Annotated in this window: 11 protein-coding genes and 1 tRNA gene; 7 read left to right on the top strand and 5 right to left on the bottom strand. The window is 73.7% G+C overall.

The genetic code is table 11. The features are described 5' to 3' along the window. Positions 1 to 106: 106 nt before the first annotated feature. Both I6A60_RS37785 and I6A60_RS37780 read right to left on the bottom strand, forming a co-directional pair. Positions 107 to 1,288 (bottom strand): branched-chain amino acid ABC transporter substrate-binding protein, encoded by a 1,182-nt coding sequence (locus I6A60_RS37785; protein WP_203012064.1) that lies wholly within the window; start codon positions 1,286 to 1,288, stop codon positions 107 to 109. Positions 1,289 to 1,728: 440 nt separating this feature from the next. Further along, a tRNA-Leu gene (locus tag I6A60_RS37780) sits at positions 1,729 to 1,804 on the bottom strand. A gap of 413 nt (positions 1,805 to 2,217) precedes the next feature. On the opposite strand from I6A60_RS37780, the gene I6A60_RS37775 reads away from it, so the two are divergent. The 3 genes from I6A60_RS37775 (at position 2,218) to nhaA (ending at position 6,043) form a co-directional block, all read left to right on the top strand. After that, on the top strand, positions 2,218 to 2,817 hold the full coding sequence (locus I6A60_RS37775) for an ANTAR domain-containing response regulator (RefSeq protein ID WP_013426031.1): 600 nt from the start codon (positions 2,218 to 2,220) through the stop codon (positions 2,815 to 2,817). 82 nt (positions 2,818 to 2,899) lie between these two features. Further along, positions 2,900 to 4,609, top strand: a complete 1,710-nt coding sequence (locus tag I6A60_RS37770; protein ID WP_203055832.1) for a branched-chain amino acid ABC transporter substrate-binding protein — start codon at positions 2,900 to 2,902, stop codon at positions 4,607 to 4,609. Between the two features lie 21 nt (positions 4,610 to 4,630). Continuing rightward, positions 4,631 to 6,043, top strand: a complete 1,413-nt coding sequence (gene nhaA / locus I6A60_RS37765) for a Na+/H+ antiporter NhaA (protein ID WP_203021087.1) — start codon at positions 4,631 to 4,633, stop codon at positions 6,041 to 6,043. A gap of 5 nt (positions 6,044 to 6,048) precedes the next feature. On the opposite strand, the gene I6A60_RS37760 is transcribed toward nhaA, so the two are convergent. Further along, positions 6,049 to 7,167, bottom strand: coding sequence for a DsbA family protein (locus I6A60_RS37760; RefSeq protein WP_203021089.1), 1,119 nt, complete (start codon positions 7,165 to 7,167; stop codon positions 6,049 to 6,051). A gap of 160 nt (positions 7,168 to 7,327) precedes the next feature. After that, a complete protein-coding gene (locus I6A60_RS37755; RefSeq protein WP_203021091.1) occupies positions 7,328 to 8,869 on the bottom strand; it encodes an LCP family protein in 1,542 nt (513 codons plus the stop codon). A gap of 420 nt (positions 8,870 to 9,289) precedes the next feature. On the opposite strand from I6A60_RS37755, the gene I6A60_RS43055 reads away from it, so the two are divergent. Continuing rightward, positions 9,290 to 10,789 (top strand): PP2C family protein-serine/threonine phosphatase, encoded by a 1,500-nt coding sequence (locus I6A60_RS43055; RefSeq protein ID WP_203021093.1) that lies wholly within the window; start codon positions 9,290 to 9,292, stop codon positions 10,787 to 10,789. A gap of 808 nt (positions 10,790 to 11,597) precedes the next feature. Here the strand turns inward: I6A60_RS43055 and I6A60_RS37745 are convergent. Beyond that, positions 11,598 to 12,596 carry a hypothetical protein gene (locus I6A60_RS37745; RefSeq protein WP_203021095.1) on the bottom strand — a complete coding sequence of 333 codons (999 nt, stop codon included), beginning with the start codon at positions 12,594 to 12,596 and terminating at the stop codon, positions 11,598 to 11,600. A 350-nt stretch (positions 12,597 to 12,946) separates the two neighbouring features. Here I6A60_RS37745 and I6A60_RS37740 point away from each other — a divergent pair, with 350 nt between their 5' ends. The 3 genes from I6A60_RS37740 to I6A60_RS37730 are packed head-to-tail and all read left to right on the top strand — an operon-like array spanning position 12,947 to position 16,292. Next, entirely contained in the window at positions 12,947 to 13,945 is a 999-nt protein-coding gene (locus tag I6A60_RS37740) for a hypothetical protein (protein WP_307874073.1), read from the top strand. Then, positions 13,942 to 15,282 carry a hypothetical protein gene (locus I6A60_RS37735; protein ID WP_203021099.1) on the top strand — a complete coding sequence of 447 codons (1,341 nt, stop codon included), beginning with the start codon at positions 13,942 to 13,944 and terminating at the stop codon, positions 15,280 to 15,282. The genes I6A60_RS37740 and I6A60_RS37735 overlap by 4 nt, the downstream gene beginning before the upstream one ends. 50 nt (positions 15,283 to 15,332) lie before the next feature. Continuing rightward, positions 15,333 to 16,292, top strand: a complete 960-nt coding sequence (locus tag I6A60_RS37730; protein ID WP_238437070.1) for an acyl-CoA thioesterase II — start codon at positions 15,333 to 15,335, stop codon at positions 16,290 to 16,292. Positions 16,293 to 16,440 lie beyond the last annotated feature (148 nt).

Below are 16,440 nucleotides of genomic sequence, written 5' to 3'. Positions count from 1 at the left end.
CCCCCCGCGGCCGCCCGGGGGCCGCGGGGGGGGGGGCGCCGCCGGGGGGCCGGTCCGGCCGGCTGGCCGGCGACGTCGCCGGGGATCTGGGTGACGTCGGCAGTGATCACGGCTTCGTCAGCTGGTCCGTCGGGCCGAGAACGACCCGCTGTCCGTTGCGGACCTCGTAGACGTAGACCGTCGAGCCCTGGACCTCGCCCCGCCCGTCGAAGCGGATCTGCTTGGTGACGCCCGGGATGTTCACGCTCCGGAAGTCGTCACGCACCGAGGTCCTGGTGGCCTTCGTGCCCTCGTTGGTGAGCACCGAGATGATCGCCTCGGTGGCGTCGTAGGCCTCGCCCGAGTACGTGCCGGGCTTCGCGCCGCTGTTGACGTCCTTGAACTCGGAGACGAACTTGGCCGCCTTCGGGTCGGAGTTGGCGTCGCCGCAGGCGCAGGTCAGCAGGGTTCCGTCGGCGGTGTCGGCGCCGGCCTGCTTGATGAACTGGTCGTCGTTCGCGCCGTCACCGGCCATGATCTTGCCGGTGTAGCCCTTGCCGCGCAGCGCCTTCACCAGCAGGGCGAACTCGGCGTAGTAGCCCGAGTAGTAGACGGCGTCCGGGTGGTCGGCGATGATCTTCGTCGCCTCGGAGGTGTAGTCCTTCGTCGGGTTGATGCCGTCGTGCGTGACGGTCACCGCGTCGGCCCGCAGGCCCTTCTCCAGCGACGTGGACAGGCCTGTGCCGTAGTCGCTGCGGTCGTCGAGCGAGAACACCCGCTTGGCCTTCAGCGCCTTCGCCAGGTAGTTCGCGGCGGCGGCGCCCTGGACGGTGTCCGGTGCGATCACCCGGTAGAAGGTCTTGAAGCCGAGGTCGGTGAGCTGCGGGTTCGTCGCGGACGGGCTGACCGACAGCAGCCCGGCCTGGCTGAACAGCGGTTCGCTGGACTTCGTCGCGCCGGAGAACACCGGTCCGACGACCGCGAGGACGTCCTTGTTGTCGACCAGCTTCTGCGCGGCCGTCGGCCCCTGCTCGGGGGTGCCCTGGTCGTCCGAGGCCACGATCCGCAGCGTGAACGGAAGCTTGGTGTTCCGGTTGGCCTCGTCGATCGCGGTCAGCACGCCGTTGTACGCGTTGATCCCCAGTTGCTGGTTCTCACCGGACAGCGGTCCCTGGAACCCGATCGCGTACTCCTTCTTCCCTCCGTTCGATGAGTTGGAGCCGTCCCCGCCGCAGCCGGCCGCGGCCGTCACAGCGGCCACCGCCGCGACGGTTCCGATGAGCCGATGCCGCCGCGTCAGACCGTCCATGGACTGTCCCTCTTTCGCCCGCGAATGCCCGCCGGTGGCGCCCCGGCCTGTCCGGGCTCACCACACGGGTCCGACGATCGCCGGACGGCCGCGAAACTAGCCGTTTGTCGCGCCACTCTAAAGCACAGCGTGAGAGTGTCGTCACTTTTTGTAGTCTCATTGCCGAAGGCGCGGCCGGTTGGCTACTCAAGGTGGCTATTGGCCGACTATTCGGGAGTGGCCCGTCTGGGCACGACGTCCGCCGGATCAGACCCGGCTCGTCCCTGATGGTCGGGAATCGACCGAACCGACAGCCGCCACGTAGGACCTGAGATTGCGCCCCGCGATGGGTGGGGGCAGGGGACAGCCCAGACCAAGGCGACCACGCATGACTTGCACGGACTCAAGGCCCCGAACAAGCCGGAGATCTTGATCACGTTGAGGGCCGACCGAGGTCAGCCTGGTAGCCCGGGTGGGATTCGAACCCACACTGTCGGTGGTTTGAGCACCGTCTCTCTGCCGTTGGAGTACCGGGCCTGGCATCGACGTGGACCTGGGGAGTCTCCGGCGTGAACGTCCGTCGCGGCTGCGCGGCGGATAAGGCGTTGGAGGTGCTCCCCGTGACGACTCTAGCCGGGTAGGGTGCGATTCGACCTCTCGCCCCGCCCGTTTGGGGCCTGTGCGGTGTTCCAGGCCAGCCGTCGTCGACGGCCCCGGGTGCGCCGGTAGCGGCCAGCCGCCTCGCCGCGGACGGAGCGTGGAGTCGAGGCGACCGCGCTGGCAGCCGCCGCTCGCGTGACCGACCTGGTCGCCGGGCGTCACCGCCAACCATGGCGGTGGGCTGCCGCCATCCGGCCGTTGAGCGCAGCAAGGATGCGTCCAACGGACGGCAGAATGGCTACCGACGCCGACCGACCAATATCGACGCCGACCCCAGGAGATCAGACTCGATGAGCCAGCCATCCTCGACGCCGCGCCGGGTGCTGATCGCCGAGGACGAGGCGCTGATCCGTCTCGACCTGCGTGAGATGCTGCAGGAAGAGGGCTACGAGGTCGTCGGCGAGGCCGGCGACGGGGAGATGGCCGTGACGCTGGCGACGAAGCTGCGTCCAGACCTGGTCATCCTCGACGTGAAGATGCCGAAGATGGACGGCATCGAGGCCGGCGCGAAGATCGCCAAGGAGCGGATCGCCCCGGTCGTCATCCTCACCGCGTTCAGCCAGCGCGACCTGGTCGAGCGGGCGCGGGAGGCCGGCGCGATGGCCTACGTCGTCAAGCCGTTCCAGAAGAAGGACCTGCTGCCGACGATCGAGATGGCGATGAGCCGGTTCACCGAGATCGTCAGCCTGGAGGCCGAGGTCGAGGACCTGCAGGGCCGACTGGAGGCTCGCAAGATCATCGAGCGGGCCAAGGGTGTGCTGCAGACCGAGCACAAGATGACCGAGCCGGACGCCTTCCGCTGGATTCAGCGCACCTCGATGAACCAGCGCCGGACGATGCGGGCAGTCGCCGAGGCCGTCCTGTCCGGGGAGGCCCTCCCCGGGCAGTGACCTCCCTGCTGCGCAACCCCCATCCGTCCACGGCCGCCCTGCCCGCGCCGGCCGCCGCGATCCGCCGACGCCCGACGAGCCGATGACGCCCGACGAGGAGAGTCCAGGCTCCGACGCGCCCGCGCCACCCCCCGCGGAGCCAGCGAACACGTCCTCGCCGCTGCGCCGGCTGGGCCGCTGGCTGTCCGGCGGGCCGGAGAGCGAGCGCGTCGGCTCCGAGCTGGTCGTCGCCGGCGGTGCCGACGGACCGTTGGTGCCCGGCTGGGAGATCGCCGTCGCCGGCCTGCGCCGGGCGGCCGGCTGGACGCGCCGGGCGGCCCGGGCGACGGCCGGCTGGGTCGGCCGGCGGCGCGGGACCGGCCGCGGCCAGGCCTTGCTCGCCGCGCTGGCCGCGCTGCTGGTAGCGGTCCCGACCGGCCTGACGATCGGCCTCGTCGAGCTCGCCCGGGACCACGGCGGTGACGGTGTGCCCGGCGCGTCCGACCCGCGGGTGCTGCGGCTCGGGGTGATGGCGCCGCTGTCCGGCGACCTCGGCAACATCGGCATCGCCGTGCGCGACGCGGTGACGCTCGCCGTCGACGACGCGAACAAGACCGACGCGATCCCCGGCTGGAAGGTCGAGCTGGTCGCCAAGGACGACCTGTCGCGCCCGGACGGCGGGGCGGCCGCCGCCGAGGCGTTCGCCGACGACTCGTCGCTGATCGGCGTCGTCGGGCCACTCAGCTCGACCGTCGCGCGGGTGGCACTGCCGGTGCTGGACGCGGCCGGGGTCCCGGTCGTCTCGCCGTCGAACAGCTCGCCCGACCTGACCGCCCAGGACGCGTCGGCGAGCACCCGCAAACGCCCCTACAGCCGCTACTTCCGGCTGTCTGGCACCGATGCGCTACAGGCGAAGACCGGCGCCGACTACGCGGTCGACACGCTGCGCCGGTCCAGGATTCTCGTCATCGACGGCGGCCCGTCCTACGGCGAGTCGCTCGCCGAGCGGTTCACCCGGGACGCGACGGCCGACGGAGCCGAGGTGGTGGCCAGCTACCAGGTGGACGGCGACGCGGCGCCGGCAGTCGAGGTCCAGTCGGTGGCCGATGGCATCCAGACGCTGAACCCGGACCTGATCTACACGACGACCGGCTACCTGTTCGCGAGCGCGCTGCGCAAGCGGATGGCCGCGGCCGAGGTGTCGGTCCCGTTGCTGGGTACCGACGCGATGCTCAGCGCCCGCTACCTGGACTCAGCCGGCGACACCGCCGAGGGGGACCTCGCCACCGACCTGGCGGTCCCGATCTCCAGGCTTCCGGCCGCCGGCGCGTTCGCGGCCGAGTTCCTCAATCGGTGGGGGCCGGTCCTCGGCGGCCCGGAGCAGCCGGCCACCCCGGACAAGGAGCCGGACTCCTCGGCCACGCCGTCGGCGGGCACGGACGGGTCGGCGCCCGAGGGTCCGCCGGCTGCCAGCTCCGCCGCGCGGCAGCCGGGGCCCGACGGGGGCGCGCCCGCCGCGTCCGAGCCGCCGACGCTGACCGCGCAGCGGGCCGAGATGATCCCGGCGCTCGCCGCCTACGCCTACGACTCGGCCCGCGCGCTGCTGCGCGCCGCCGCGGTGGTCCTGCCGGGCCGGCTGGCGGTCGACGACGGCGCCCGCGCCGCGATCGCCGCGCAGGTGGGCCGCGGCTCGTTCGCCGGCGTGACCGGCCAGGTCTCCTTCGACGCCTTCGGCGACCGGCGCGACCCCTCGTCGGTCGTCTACGCCGTGCTGGCCGGGCGCTTCGTACCGCTCGTCATCGACGAGCCCTAGCTCCGGAAGGGTGACAAAACCGTGACCGCGCCACCGCGTCCCGGCCCGGCGCTGCGGGTCAGCATCCCGGCTCCGGCGCCCGCCGTCCGCGAGTTCCTCGCGACCGAGGCAGGCAGCGCGGTGCTGTTGCTCGGCGCCACCGTCGCCGCCCTGGTCTGGGCCAACTCGCCCTGGTCGTCCAGCTACGACGACCTGTGGAACACCCACGCGGCGCTGCGGGTCGGCGGTGCCTCGCTGGACCTCTCCCTGCACCACTGGGTGAACGACGGCGCCATGGCGATCTTCTTCATGGTCGTCGGGCTGGAGATCAGCCGAGAGGCGACCACCGGCGAGCTGCGCGACCGCAGGGCCGTGGCGGTGCCGGCGCTCGGCGCCCTCGGCGGCCTCGCGACCCCGGCGCTGATCTACTGGCTGATCAACCGGTCCGGCAGCGGGGCGTCCGGCTGGGGCATCGCGATGTCGACAGACACCGCGTTCGTCCTCGGCATGCTGGCGCTGTTCGGGCCACGCTGCCCGGACCGGCTGCGGCTGTTCATGCTCACCCTCGCCATCGTCGACGACATCGGCGCCATCACCGTCGTGGCCGTCTTCTATACGAAGCACGTTGACGTCGTCGCCCTCGTCCTCGCCGGGGTCGCGGTCGTCGCCATCGTCGTGCTGCGCTGGATGGGCGTCTGGCAGCTCACGCCCTACCTGCTCGCCGCGTTGCTGCTCTGGCTGGCGGTCCACGCGTCCGGCGTGCATGCCACGCTCGCGGGCGTGCTCATCGGGCTGCTGGTGCCGGCGACGCCGCCGCGCCGCGAGCAGATCGAGAACGTGCCGGTGTTCGTGCGCGCCCTGCAGGAGGACTCGACGGCGTCGCGGTCGGCGCTCGCGGTGTCGGCCGCGCGGGCCGCCGTCACCCCGAACGAGCGTCTGCAGCACCTGTTGCACCCGGTCAGCGCGTTCGTCGTCGTGCCACTGTTCGGCCTGGCGAACGCCGGCGTGAGCCTCGACGCGCACACGCTGCGGACCGCGGCGACGTCACCGGTGACGCACGGCGTCACGGCCGCGCTGGTGCTCGGCAACGCGGTCGGCATCACCGTGGCCGCGACCTGCGCCGTGCGCGGCGGGCTCGGCGTGCTACCCGGCCGGGTCCGCTACGGGCATCTGCTCGGCGCCGCCGTGCTGGCCGGGATCGGCTTCACGATCTCGTTGTTCATCACCGAGCTGGCGTTCGACAGCGAGGAGCTGCGCGACCAGGCGAAAATCGGCATCCTGCTCGGGTCGCTGATCGCCGCGATCCTCGGCAGCCTCCTGCTGCGCTTCCTGGGCGACCGCATGCCGCTCTGCTCCCCCGAGAGCGACGGCCTCCCCCCACCGCTGCCGCCCCAGCCGTGGCTCGCGCCGGGGATGCCCGTGCATCCACTCGATGGGGCAGTGCTGCATCGGTAGGCCGTTCAGCGCCTCGACCACGGCAGCCGGCGGCGGTCTCGCCGCGGTTCCTGTTGGGCGTCGTCGTCCTGGCTAGCGGAGTCGTCCTGGCTGACGGAGTCGTCCTGCCTGGCGGAGTCGGCCGAGGCGTTGGCTGGTCGCTGGTCGCTCTCCGGCTGGGCGTCCCTGGTCGGTTGCGCAACACCGTCCGGCTGGGCAGCACCGTCTGACAGCGGGACGCTTTCGAGCCGCGCGGCGCCGTTCGGGCCGTCGCCTTCGGCCACCCCGAGGACGAGGATCGGCGGCCCGTCAGGCACCGTGAGCCGGGGCAGCGGCGGGCTGGCCACGATCGCGGACGTGGCCGCCAGGTGCACGGCCCGGCGCAGCGCGGGCAGCTCGGTGCGGCCGCGGTAGGCCTGGCCGTTGATGAAGATCGTCGGGGTGCCTCGAACCCCGACACCGACGCCGTGCTCGTAGTCGGCCTCGACGGCCGTGCCATACGGCTGGGCCGCGGCACCGACGACGAGACCCGGGTCCAGGCCGAGCCGCTCGGCCCGCATCCGCAGGTCGATGTCCTTCAGCCGGGACTGATAGGCGAAAAGCTGGTCGTGCATCGGCCAGAACCGATCGTGCGCGTGGGCCACCTCGGCCGCCAGTGCCGCCGTCAACGCGTACGGATGCACCTCGAACAGCGGAAAGTGCCGAAAGACGTGCCGTACCAGCCCCCCGCAGGTCTCCACCAGTTCATGCAGCACCGGCGCGGCCTGGGCGCAGTACGGGCATTCGAAGTCCCCGTACTCGACGAGCACGACCGGCGCGGTCAGCTCCCCTCGCGACGGCCGGTCATCCAGCCGAACCGGCGCGGCCAGCCCGCCGGCGCCGTCCCGGTCGGCGGGCGCGGCGCCGTCGCGGGACGCGGCCTCGCGGACCGTGACGGCAGTTGACGTCGCCGGGCCGGGCGGCGGCTCGTTGGCCGGTGGCCTGGTCGCCACCTGGTCGACCGCCGGAACCGACCGTCGCGCGTCGTCGATCGAGCACGCCGGACCGGCTTCTTCTTGATCGGCGGCCTCCGTCGCCTCGGCGGCACCGCCCGCCGAGCCAGGAACCGCGGGCCTGTCCACATCCGACACCGATGACAGCTCCATACGACGAGTATCGCCTCGGCCACCCGCTCTATTCGCCCTGGACCGGATCAGGCCCTCGCCTCACATCGAGACCGCCCGCGGCCCGGGCCCAGGTCGCGCCGTTCATGCCGCCGGGCGCCACCCAGCGTGGCCGGACCCCTGCGGCCACCAGCCCGTTCTTCTAGGGCGTGCAGGAGGTGTCAGCCGGCGCGGGAACGGCGGGCGGGGACGTCGCGGCCGGCGGCGGCGTAGAGGGGCCCCCGGTCGCCAGGCTGGTGAAGGACACTCCGAGCGTGACGACCAGCCCGTGGCGAGCGGCCGGGTCCGGGACGAGGCGGGCGCCGGGGATGACGGCGGCCAGGGTGCGGGCAGCGGCCGCGCCGGCGCCGACGTCCGGGCCGGCGGAGCCGTAGTGGATCTCGGTCGTCGCCTGGGTCCCGTGCGCGTCGGCAATGGTCATCGGGCCGGCGAAGCCACGTTCGCGCAGGTAGGCCGCGGTCTGGGCGGCCAGGCCGTTGCGGCCGGCGGCATTGCGCACCACGGCGATCGTCACCGCGCTCGGCGCCAGCGTCGGGCCGACGGCCGGCACCGGCGTACCGGTCGCGCCGCCGGTCGTCGCCGGGTGCGCGGGCGCGCCAGACCGCCGGCCGGCAGTGGATCGCAACGGTGCGACCAGGCGTTCGAACGCGTCCTGGTCGAGGAACAGCACCTGCTGGTGCGACGGGACCGTGCCCCGGTCGTCGATCGCACCCTCGGCGCGGGTCGGGACGTGCGTCGGGACGGTGGTGAACGTCAGCCTGCCGGGGCCGAGGGAGGCCAACCGGTTCGCCAGCGCGACGAGCTGCTGCTCGCCGAGGCCCTTGTCGACGGTCAGCGAGCCGCCGACGGCGCCGAGCAGCGCGGCGAGCCGGACCGGGTTCGTCAGCACGCCGAGACCCGTCGCCTTCGCCAGCAGGCGGGCGAGGAACTGCTGCTGGCGCAGGATGCGCAACCGCTCGTCGCCGAGCGCGTGCCGGGTCCGGACGAAAGCCAGGGCCTGTTCGCCGTTGAGCTGGTTCTCCCCCAGGTGGCCGTGCCACTGGGACCAGGCGTCGTTGAGGTTGCCGGTGCCGCCGTCGGGCAGCGGCCGCACGCAGACGGTGACGCCACCGACGGCGTCTGTCATCGCCTTGAAGCCGGCGAGGTCGATGGAGATCGTATGGTCGATCTTCAGCCCGGTCAGCGCTTGGAGGGTCGCGATCAGTCCGGGCACACCCGCCAGGTTCAGGACGTCGGTGAGCTTCGACCTCCCGTCCGCCGGCACCCCGGCCACCCGGGGAACGACCGGCACCAGGGTGTCGCGCGGGAACGACAGCAGCGTCACCGCGCCGTCCGCGCCGAAGTGGGCGATGATCGTCGTGTCGGACCGGTCGCCGTCGACCTGGCCGTACTCGCCACCCGTTCCGGCCCGGCTGTCGCTGCCGAGCAGCAGCACGTTCATCGTGCCGGACGGGTCGCTCGCGCCGGCCAGGTTCCAGCCGCTCTCCCTGGTCAGGGCACTGTCGAAGCGGCGGTAGCCAGCCCAGCCGACCGTGCTCACGACGAGCACGGAGAACGACAGGACCGCCAGCACCATCAGTACCGGCCGCCGGAACGGGGACCGCCCGGCGCCAGGCTGGCGTGGCTCCACATCGGGCGGTGGCAGCAGCCGGCGCGGCGCCGTCCGCCCGTCTCGTTGCGCCATCCGCTCTCCGGCCCCCACTGACTCGGTCCCGCTCGCCTGGTTACGGCTGTCCGGCCGGCACGGACCGTGGCAGCGGCCTGCCTCGTCCCGCCACGGGCGCAGACGTTACGAAACGCTACATTTGCCCAGCGTCGCAACGGATGCACCGGTCGGCCCGCGCGGTATCGGCCAGTCGATCGACGACGCGCAACCGAGCGGCAAACCGGCCCGAAGCACACCCAGGGCACCGCGAGCGAGCGGTGACGTCGGCCAAGCTGTCATCCCGCGAGCGGCACCAGGCGCCCAGTCCTGGGCGGCGAAAGGGCCCGACCGGGCGGCCGCGGGCCGCGCCGCGACCGGGCGGCGCTGGTCGGGGGCGGTTTCCCGCGGTCGGGCCGGGTACCCCGCCAGTCGGTGTAACCGACTCAACCGGGGTGTGCAGTGGGACGAGCAGCGACGAAGGTCCGCCGGGACCGGAGCGACGACGCGGATCTAGCGACCGCGACGTCGCCTGGACTGACGACGAAGCCCGACGCACGGTCCGACAAGGCCAAGAAGGCGCGTGGCGGGAAGGGCGCTGGCCCTAAGACCGCCAAGGCCGAGCTCAAGAAGGCGGGCGCGGGCAAGGGCGACAAGAAGTCCCGTGAGCCTTCGAACGAGGCCACGGCCGGTGCCCCGGCCGGGGCGACGAACAGTGTGGTGGACGCGATCATCGCGGCGGCACTGGGCGAGGCGGTGGCCGAGTCGCTGACGGACTCGCTGGCCGAGTCGATCAACGAGTCCTTCACGGAGATGATGGCCGGCGGCCTGGCCGGTGCCCTGGAGGAGGCGCTGGTCGAGGCGGTCTCGGCGGCCGTCGCGCGCGACCTGCCCGAAGCGTTCGCGACCGTCGCCGCCGCGAGCCTGACCGGCCATCCCGCCGTGGACCGCGACGCGAACGGTCCTCGGGCCGCTGCTCTCACAGCGCCGGCCACGGCCGCGACGCCTCCTGGCGAATCGGGCCTGGGTCCCGCCGCTGGATCGACCTCCTCGACGCGCACCGCGCCGCGGCCCGCCCGGGAGTCGGACGGGCACGCGGTCGAGCTCGCGGCCGCGCGGTCGCTGTGGGAGGCGCTGCCCCCCAGGCGGCTGCCGGTACTGCCGAGCCTCGACCTGGCCGCCCGGCGACTGGCGGCGAGCGACCCGGACCGGGTCGGCGGCGACTGGTACGACGTCATCGCTCTCGACGCCGACGCGGTGGTGCTGGGCGTCGGCGACGTCGCCGGCCACGGCCCGGGTATGGCTGCCCAGATGGCGGAGCTGTGTCACGCGGCCCGCGCCTACGCGCTGCTGGACCTGCCGCCGGCGCAGATCACCGGCCGGCTCACCGAGGTGCTGCGGGCCGGTGGCCACCGATCGCTGGCGTCGACCTGCACGGCCCGCCTCGACATCCCGACCGGCCGGCTGACCTGGTGCAACGCCGGCCATCCGCCGCCGGTCCTGATCACCGCGCAGGGCGACGTCTCGTTCCTCGGCGACGTCCACGGCCCGCTGCTGGGCGCGGCCCCGGGCGCCGGCCCCGGCACGAGCCTGGCCGGCGGGCCCGGGGTCGAGGGCGGGACCGAGTACGCGCAGAGCACCGTGACGCTGCCGTCGGGCGCGACCGTGCTCTTCTACGCCGCTGGCCTCGTCGATCAGCCGGACGCTCCGCTCGCCCACCGCCTCGACGCGCTGGCCACCGCGGCGTCCAAGGCCTTCGGCACGGCGGCGAGCACCCCGGCCGACGGCGCCGGGGCCCAGCCTGGTGTCGACGTCCGCCCGCTCGCGGCGGCCTGCGAGGCGCTGCTCGTCGAGCTCTCGACCGCCAGGGCGACATCCTCGGGCCAGTCCGACGCCGCCCAGCAGCCGCGGCCGCCGCGCCGCGACAGCGACTCCGTCCTGCTGGCGGCCCGGCTCCGCTGATCTGCCTGGCTCTAGTTCGGCTCCATCGAGTCCCCCCGATCGGTCTGGCGGCCGGTGTCGCCGCAGGTGGCAGCGCCAGTAGACCAGCGGCAGAACCCCCAAATGTGGTCGAAATATGAGAGCTGCCTGATTCGGACAAACAGCGGCCTCGTCGGGGCTCCAGCCGCTCCTTTGCCCATGAGGCCAGGACAGCTCCGGGCTTTCCGGTGCGCGCGACGAGGGCCGGCGTGACCTGCGGCGTGTCCACTTTCTGTCCGGTAGAGCGCGCTGGACATCCAGCTGGCCACCGGACGGGTCCAGTTGTCCGCCGCCATGTCTCACAGGGCGGGGAGCCAAGGACGCATGCTCAGCTACGCGACCGCGCGGGCCGGCCGGCGCCTGGTACGGGGAGGCGTCGGCCACAGGCTCGACGCTGGGCTCGACGGGCAGGGGCTCGCGTCCTGCCTCCAGCGGACAACCGTGGCGTGACAGTGGACCCGGCCGCCAGGACGTCGGTCGGGACGTCGCGATCGGGGGAACGCGCAATGGCCAGCGAGGCCCAGGGCCCGAGATCCAGGCCGGCAGCCAGCGAGCCGGGCGGCTGCACCGACGGGACGACCGGCGAGGACGAGGAGAAAGCCCAGATCGGGCCGGACCACCCGCCCGACGCTCCACCGCGCCGTCGCATCGGTCCGGCCTGACCGACCACGTGCGGACGCGGGCCGGACCTGTCCCTCACCTGCGCGCCGCGGGGCCCGTCTCCGCCGCGCTCAGGCCACACCCGCCCGGACCGTGGCCCGGCGCCGCGACTTCGCCGGCCGACCGCGGGTCACGACCACCGCAGGCCGTAACACAGGCCGGAGGCCAGCCCGCTGAACCGCGCGAACGCCTCGCTGACGCCGTCGAGCGCGACCGCCGGCAGGTCGACGGCGAGGTCCTCGACGGCCCGCAGCGGCAGGCCGTCCACCAGCTCGACCTTCGGGTCGGCATCCTCGGGGAACCGCACCCGCAGGTCGAGCGCGTCGCACCGGATCGTCGGGTTGAGCGCGTACCGCGGCGCCATCGGCTGCCCGGCCGGCACCCGCCACACGCAGCCGAAGTCGTGCCGCTCGTACCGGCTCAGCGCCCGCGGCAGCCGCAACACCGGCGAGTAGTGCGTGTCGCCCCGGCGGTCGATCCGAACCATCCGGCCGCCGAACAGCACATCGACATCGAGGTCGCGTGGGCTGGCGGGAGCGCCAGGCGGGCGCGGCAGGCTCATCGAGAGCGCCAGCTCGCGCAGGCCGTCCTCGAGCGCGACGACCCGCCGTGTCTCCAGCAGCTCGGGCGTCGGCCCGTCGAGCCGCAGCACCGCCCAGACGCGTTCCACGTACCAGGCGCCGGACGGCGGGCCGGCGAGCGCGGGCGGGGCTGTCGCGCCGCGCGCGGGGCCGGACTGCCCGGCCGGGACGTCGGGATCCACCGCGGCGGCCGTCTCGGCGAGCAGCCGGAATGCCTCCTCGCAGCGACGGCGGACCGTGCGCGGGTCGCGGTCGAGCTCGACCGCCAGCCAGCCAAGCCGGTCGGTCAGCAGCCGCTGGTCGGCGCGCGGGTCGAGCGCGAGCGCGACGGCGACGACGGCGCGCAGATCCGCGGGCAGCGCGGCGATCCGGTCACGCAGCCAGGCGACGAGGCGGGTCCGCAGCTCGATGCCGGCGGAGTCACCCAGCTCGGCGTGCCGGCGCAGCGACGGACCGACCCGGGCGCCCAGGTTCGCGGCGCGAAGCCCGCGGCTGCGCGCGAGCGATCGCAGCTCGTCATGAAGCGCCGCGGCGTCAGAAGCGTTCATTCTTCATCTCGGACGGGGCTGTCGGCCCGGCACCGTGAGGGCGGGGTATCTGAGTGTGACCGGGCGTGTCGGACAACAGTAGCGAAGTAGGCGGCGACGGCGGCCCGGAACACCATGAAACCGGCCTTGAGAAGGTCGGCCCGACAGGGTCGTCCGGCGCGACCGGCCATTGGCGTCCCGCGCCCAGTCAGTTACCCGAGGTCGCCACCTATGGTCTGCAATTTTCATTATGCTGACGTTCGCCCGCAGCCGCGCTGGTTCGGCTGGCAGCCGGGATGGGATGATCAACCATCGCGGCCGCGAACCGGCGTCACGGCAAGGCTGCCATGGTGGGACACGGGGGATCCATCGTGCGATTGACGGGGGAACTGGAAGAGACGGCGGTCGCCGGGTGGTACCGGTCCGCGCGTTTCCGGCCCGACCCCGCCCGGCGTGAGTCGGGCGGGCTGGTGCAGCGCCTGAACTGGCAGACCAGGACGAGGTACTACGAGACCCTGGTCGACCAGCTCCAGGCCACCGGCGGAGCGACGGACGGCCTCGCGCGGGACGAGCTGGCCGCGGCGGCCGGCCAGCGCCGGCCGTCCACGCTCTACTACCTGGTAAGCCCGCGCAGCCCAGGCTCGCTGGCGGGCGCGCTGGTCGCGGCGTCGCCGCGCCGCCTCTACGAGAAGCAGCGGGGCGAACGGGTCCTCGACCTGCTGGTCACCGAGACGAAGGTGTGGAGCTACTGGCCGCACCGGGAGGGCTGGCTCGGCGCGCTCGACGACCTGACCGTCATCGACCGGTGGCTCGCCGCGGCGAGCCTCATCCGGGTCGTCGCCGACTGGGCGATGTGCTCCCGGTCCCTGGCGACCGCCGCCTCCTTCGCCCCGCCGGTCGCCGCCGTCGAGGACCTGCTCAGGCTCGCCGACGGCGGCCGGCCCGGCGGGGCCACTGCTGACCGGCCCACTGCTGACCGGCCCGGGGACGGCAAGCCCGCCAACCCGGCTGCGCCTGGCGCCAACGGGGCTGGCGCCCGCGAGGCGTCGTCAGCGGCCCGCAAGCCGGCCCCGCCCGTCGACCCTGGCCTGGCCGCGGTCACCGCCCTGCTCACGACGGTGGTGCGCACGGCGGTCGAGGCAAGCGGGATCGGCCCGGCCTTCGTGCTCGCCGCGGTGCATCCGAGCCTCACGAGCCTGGTCTCCGCCGCCGGGCCCGGGACCGAGAAGATCACCGCGGAGGTCGCCGACGTGATGACCCAGCTGGAACACCAGCTGCCCCGGCTGGCCGCGGACGAGCGTGTCCGGATCGCCGACGAGCTCACTCCCCGGCTGCGCGCCGTCCTCACGCTGCTGGCGGAGGGCCGATGAGCCGGCCCGCCGCCGCGGGCACCGAGGATAGCGGCGAGTCGACCCGCCGCCTGCGCGGCCGGGTTCAGACGATGCTCACCTACGCCGACCAGGCCGCCGACCCACGGCCGCTCGTCGGACTGCTGGAGGAGGTCTCCGATCGGCTCGGGGCGGACAGCCCGCTCGCCCTGCTGGTCGAGTACACCGTCGAGGAGCTGCGCAGCCGGACCCGTTCGGTGGCCGAGTCGGCCCGGGTCTGGGACGACCTGCACGTCCGGGCCGACTCGTCACTCGACCGCCGCGACACGACGCTGATGAGCATCAAGGCGCTGCACGCCCGGTACGTCCGGCTGTCCGGCGACCCGGTGGACCGGGACGCGGCCGTGCAGAGCTACGAGGTCGAGTGGCGCCGGCGGCTGGCCATCCTCGGCGCGCGGGCGCACCGGACGAGCACCGCGCACGCGAACCTGGCCACGGCGCTGCGCGAGCGTGGCACGTCCGACGACCTGCGCCGCGCCTGCGTGATCGCCCGGCAGGAGATCTCGGTCCGGCTGGCCGTCTGGGGCCCGGAGCACTCGTTCACCTGGATCCCGCAGATCATCCTGGCCCAGTGCCTCCTCAAGGCGGCCGAACGGGCCGTCCCACGCCAGGCCGCCGGCTCCGGGCCGGTGGATCCCGAGGCGATCCGCCTCGGTCCGGACAGCGTCCTCAGGCCGGCCGGCGCGGGTCAGGCCGGGGCCGCCGACGGCGCGGGCGGTGGATCGGGTGGCGAGGGGCCCGGCGGGTACCCAGGGGTCACCCGGGACGACCTGGCCAGACCGGGCGCGGACCTGGTCGCCGAGGGCCGGTCCCTCGCGGAGGCGGTGGTCGCGGCCCGACAGGATCGGTTCGGGCCTTCCTCGGGGGCGACGCTGCGGGCCCAGCTGGTGCGGGCGCACGCGCTGCTGCTCGCCGAGGAGCCCGCCGCCGCCGTGGCCGAGATCCGCTACGTCCTGGCGACCAACCGCAGGACCGGGGCGAACCTCGACCCAGGCTGGCCGGAGCTCCTGCTCGCCCGGGCGCTGCTGGCCGCCGGTCTTGCCAGCGGCGACGGTAGCCTGGACGACGCTGTGCGCCAGGCACGAGCGGCCGTCGAGGCCCGCCTGGGCCGCTACCCGGCCGGGACCGAGCGAGTCGCCGAGGCCGAGCGGTTCGAGCAGGAGGCCAGGCGGCTGGCCAGCCAGGCGCCGCGCCCACCCGCCACAGCCGAAGCCGGGTCCGCGCCGGGTGCCGCGACGCCCGCTGACGGCGTCACGCAGGTCACGGACCAGGCCGACTATGGCCATGATCATAGCTTGGGTGCCGGAGGCGACGGGTAGGTTCGCCAACCAGTACACGGCGTTCCGCGCGACCGCGCTGGCGCTCCCAGATGACGGAGGTAGCGGTGGACACCGCGGCGACCGGCGAGGTCGGCTCATTCCTGAGCCTGTTGACGCTTGAACAGCCGGAGCCGGACCTCTTCCGCGGGGTCAGCCACGAGGGCGCGCCCCTGCGGGCTTTCGGCGGCCAGGTCGCCGCGCACGCGCTCGTCGCGGCCACGTCGACGGTCGAGCCGGACCGCCCGGTCCACTCGCTGCACAGCTACTTCGTCCGCGGCGGCGACACCACGATCCCGATCGACTACCAGGTCGAGCGGATTCGCGACGGCCGGTCCTTCACCACCCGCCGGATCACCGCGATCCAGCATGACGAGGCACTCTTCGTCCTGTCGGCGTCGTTCCACCGGCACGAGGAGAGCACGGTCAACCACCAGCGCACGGCGCCGAAGGCCGCGCCACCGCCGGACGGCCTCGCGTTCTTCGAGGGCCGCCGACGCGACGCCGAGGGCACCGAGACCGACCCGTCGCCGCGGGACACCCGCGACGACGATCGACGGGAGGCCTGGGGCCGGCGGGGCTTCGAGGTGCGGGTCGTGGCCGGCTTCGGGATGGCGGGCACCGGATCGGACGACCGGTACACCGGCGGCTCCGGGTTGACGGCGCCGGCCCGGCTGCGCGCCTGGCTGCGGGTGACCGAGAAGCTGCCGGACGACCAGCACACGCACGCCTGCGCGCTCGTGTACATGTCCGACCTGACACTGTCGCACTCGATCATGGGACCGCACGGCGGCATGGCCGGTGGCATGGCCCTGACATCGCTCGACCACGCCGTCTGGTTCCACCGCCCGTTCCGGGCCGACGAGTGGCTGCTGTTCGACCAGGGCAGCCCGACCGCCTCGAACGGCCGCGGCCTGGCCTTCGGCGAGTTCTTCGACACCGACGGCATCCTGGTAGCCACAGTCGTCCAGGAGGCCCTGGTCCGCCCAGTCCGGCGCCAAACCGCGAGCTGAGAAACCAACCTCGGCGCCGCAGCACGCGACCACCGATACGCAAAGGCCCGGCGCAGGAATTCCCGCGCCGGGCCTGTTAAGCGCTGACGGTAGTTACGTGGGGTCCGGGGCGCGGCCCCGGCGCCACCACGCCCCGGGGCCGGGGGGG

This window comes from Frankia sp. AgB1.9, from assembly GCF_016786355.1.
In the GTDB taxonomy this organism is placed as follows: Bacteria; Actinomycetota; Actinomycetes; order Frankiales; family Frankiaceae; genus Pseudofrankia.
Note: the sequence above shows the minus strand (reverse complement) of the source record. Positions and strands in the feature narration are given on the sequence as shown.

Bases quoted from the DNA above. Each gene is read 5' to 3' on its own strand.
- I6A60_RS37785 (WP_203012064.1), bottom strand. From the start codon at position 1,288: ATGGACGGTCTGACGCGGCGGCATCGGCTCATCGGAACCGTCGCGGCG.
- I6A60_RS37775 (WP_013426031.1), top strand. From the start codon at position 2,218: ATGAGCCAGCCATCCTCGACGCCGCGCCGGGTGCTGATCGCCGAGGAC.
- I6A60_RS37770 (WP_203055832.1), top strand. From the start codon at position 2,900: ATGACGCCCGACGAGGAGAGTCCAGGCTCCGACGCGCCCGCGCCACCC.
- I6A60_RS37760 (WP_203021089.1), bottom strand. From the start codon at position 7,167: ATGGAGCTGTCATCGGTGTCGGATGTGGACAGGCCCGCGGTTCCTGGC.
- I6A60_RS37755 (WP_203021091.1), bottom strand. From the start codon at position 8,869: ATGGCGCAACGAGACGGGCGGACGGCGCCGCGCCGGCTGCTGCCACCG.
- I6A60_RS37745 (WP_203021095.1), bottom strand. From the start codon at position 12,596: ATGAACGCTTCTGACGCCGCGGCGCTTCATGACGAGCTGCGATCGCTC.
- I6A60_RS37735 (WP_203021099.1), top strand. From the start codon at position 13,942: ATGAGCCGGCCCGCCGCCGCGGGCACCGAGGATAGCGGCGAGTCGACC.
- I6A60_RS37730 (WP_238437070.1), top strand. From the start codon at position 15,333: ATGACGGAGGTAGCGGTGGACACCGCGGCGACCGGCGAGGTCGGCTCA.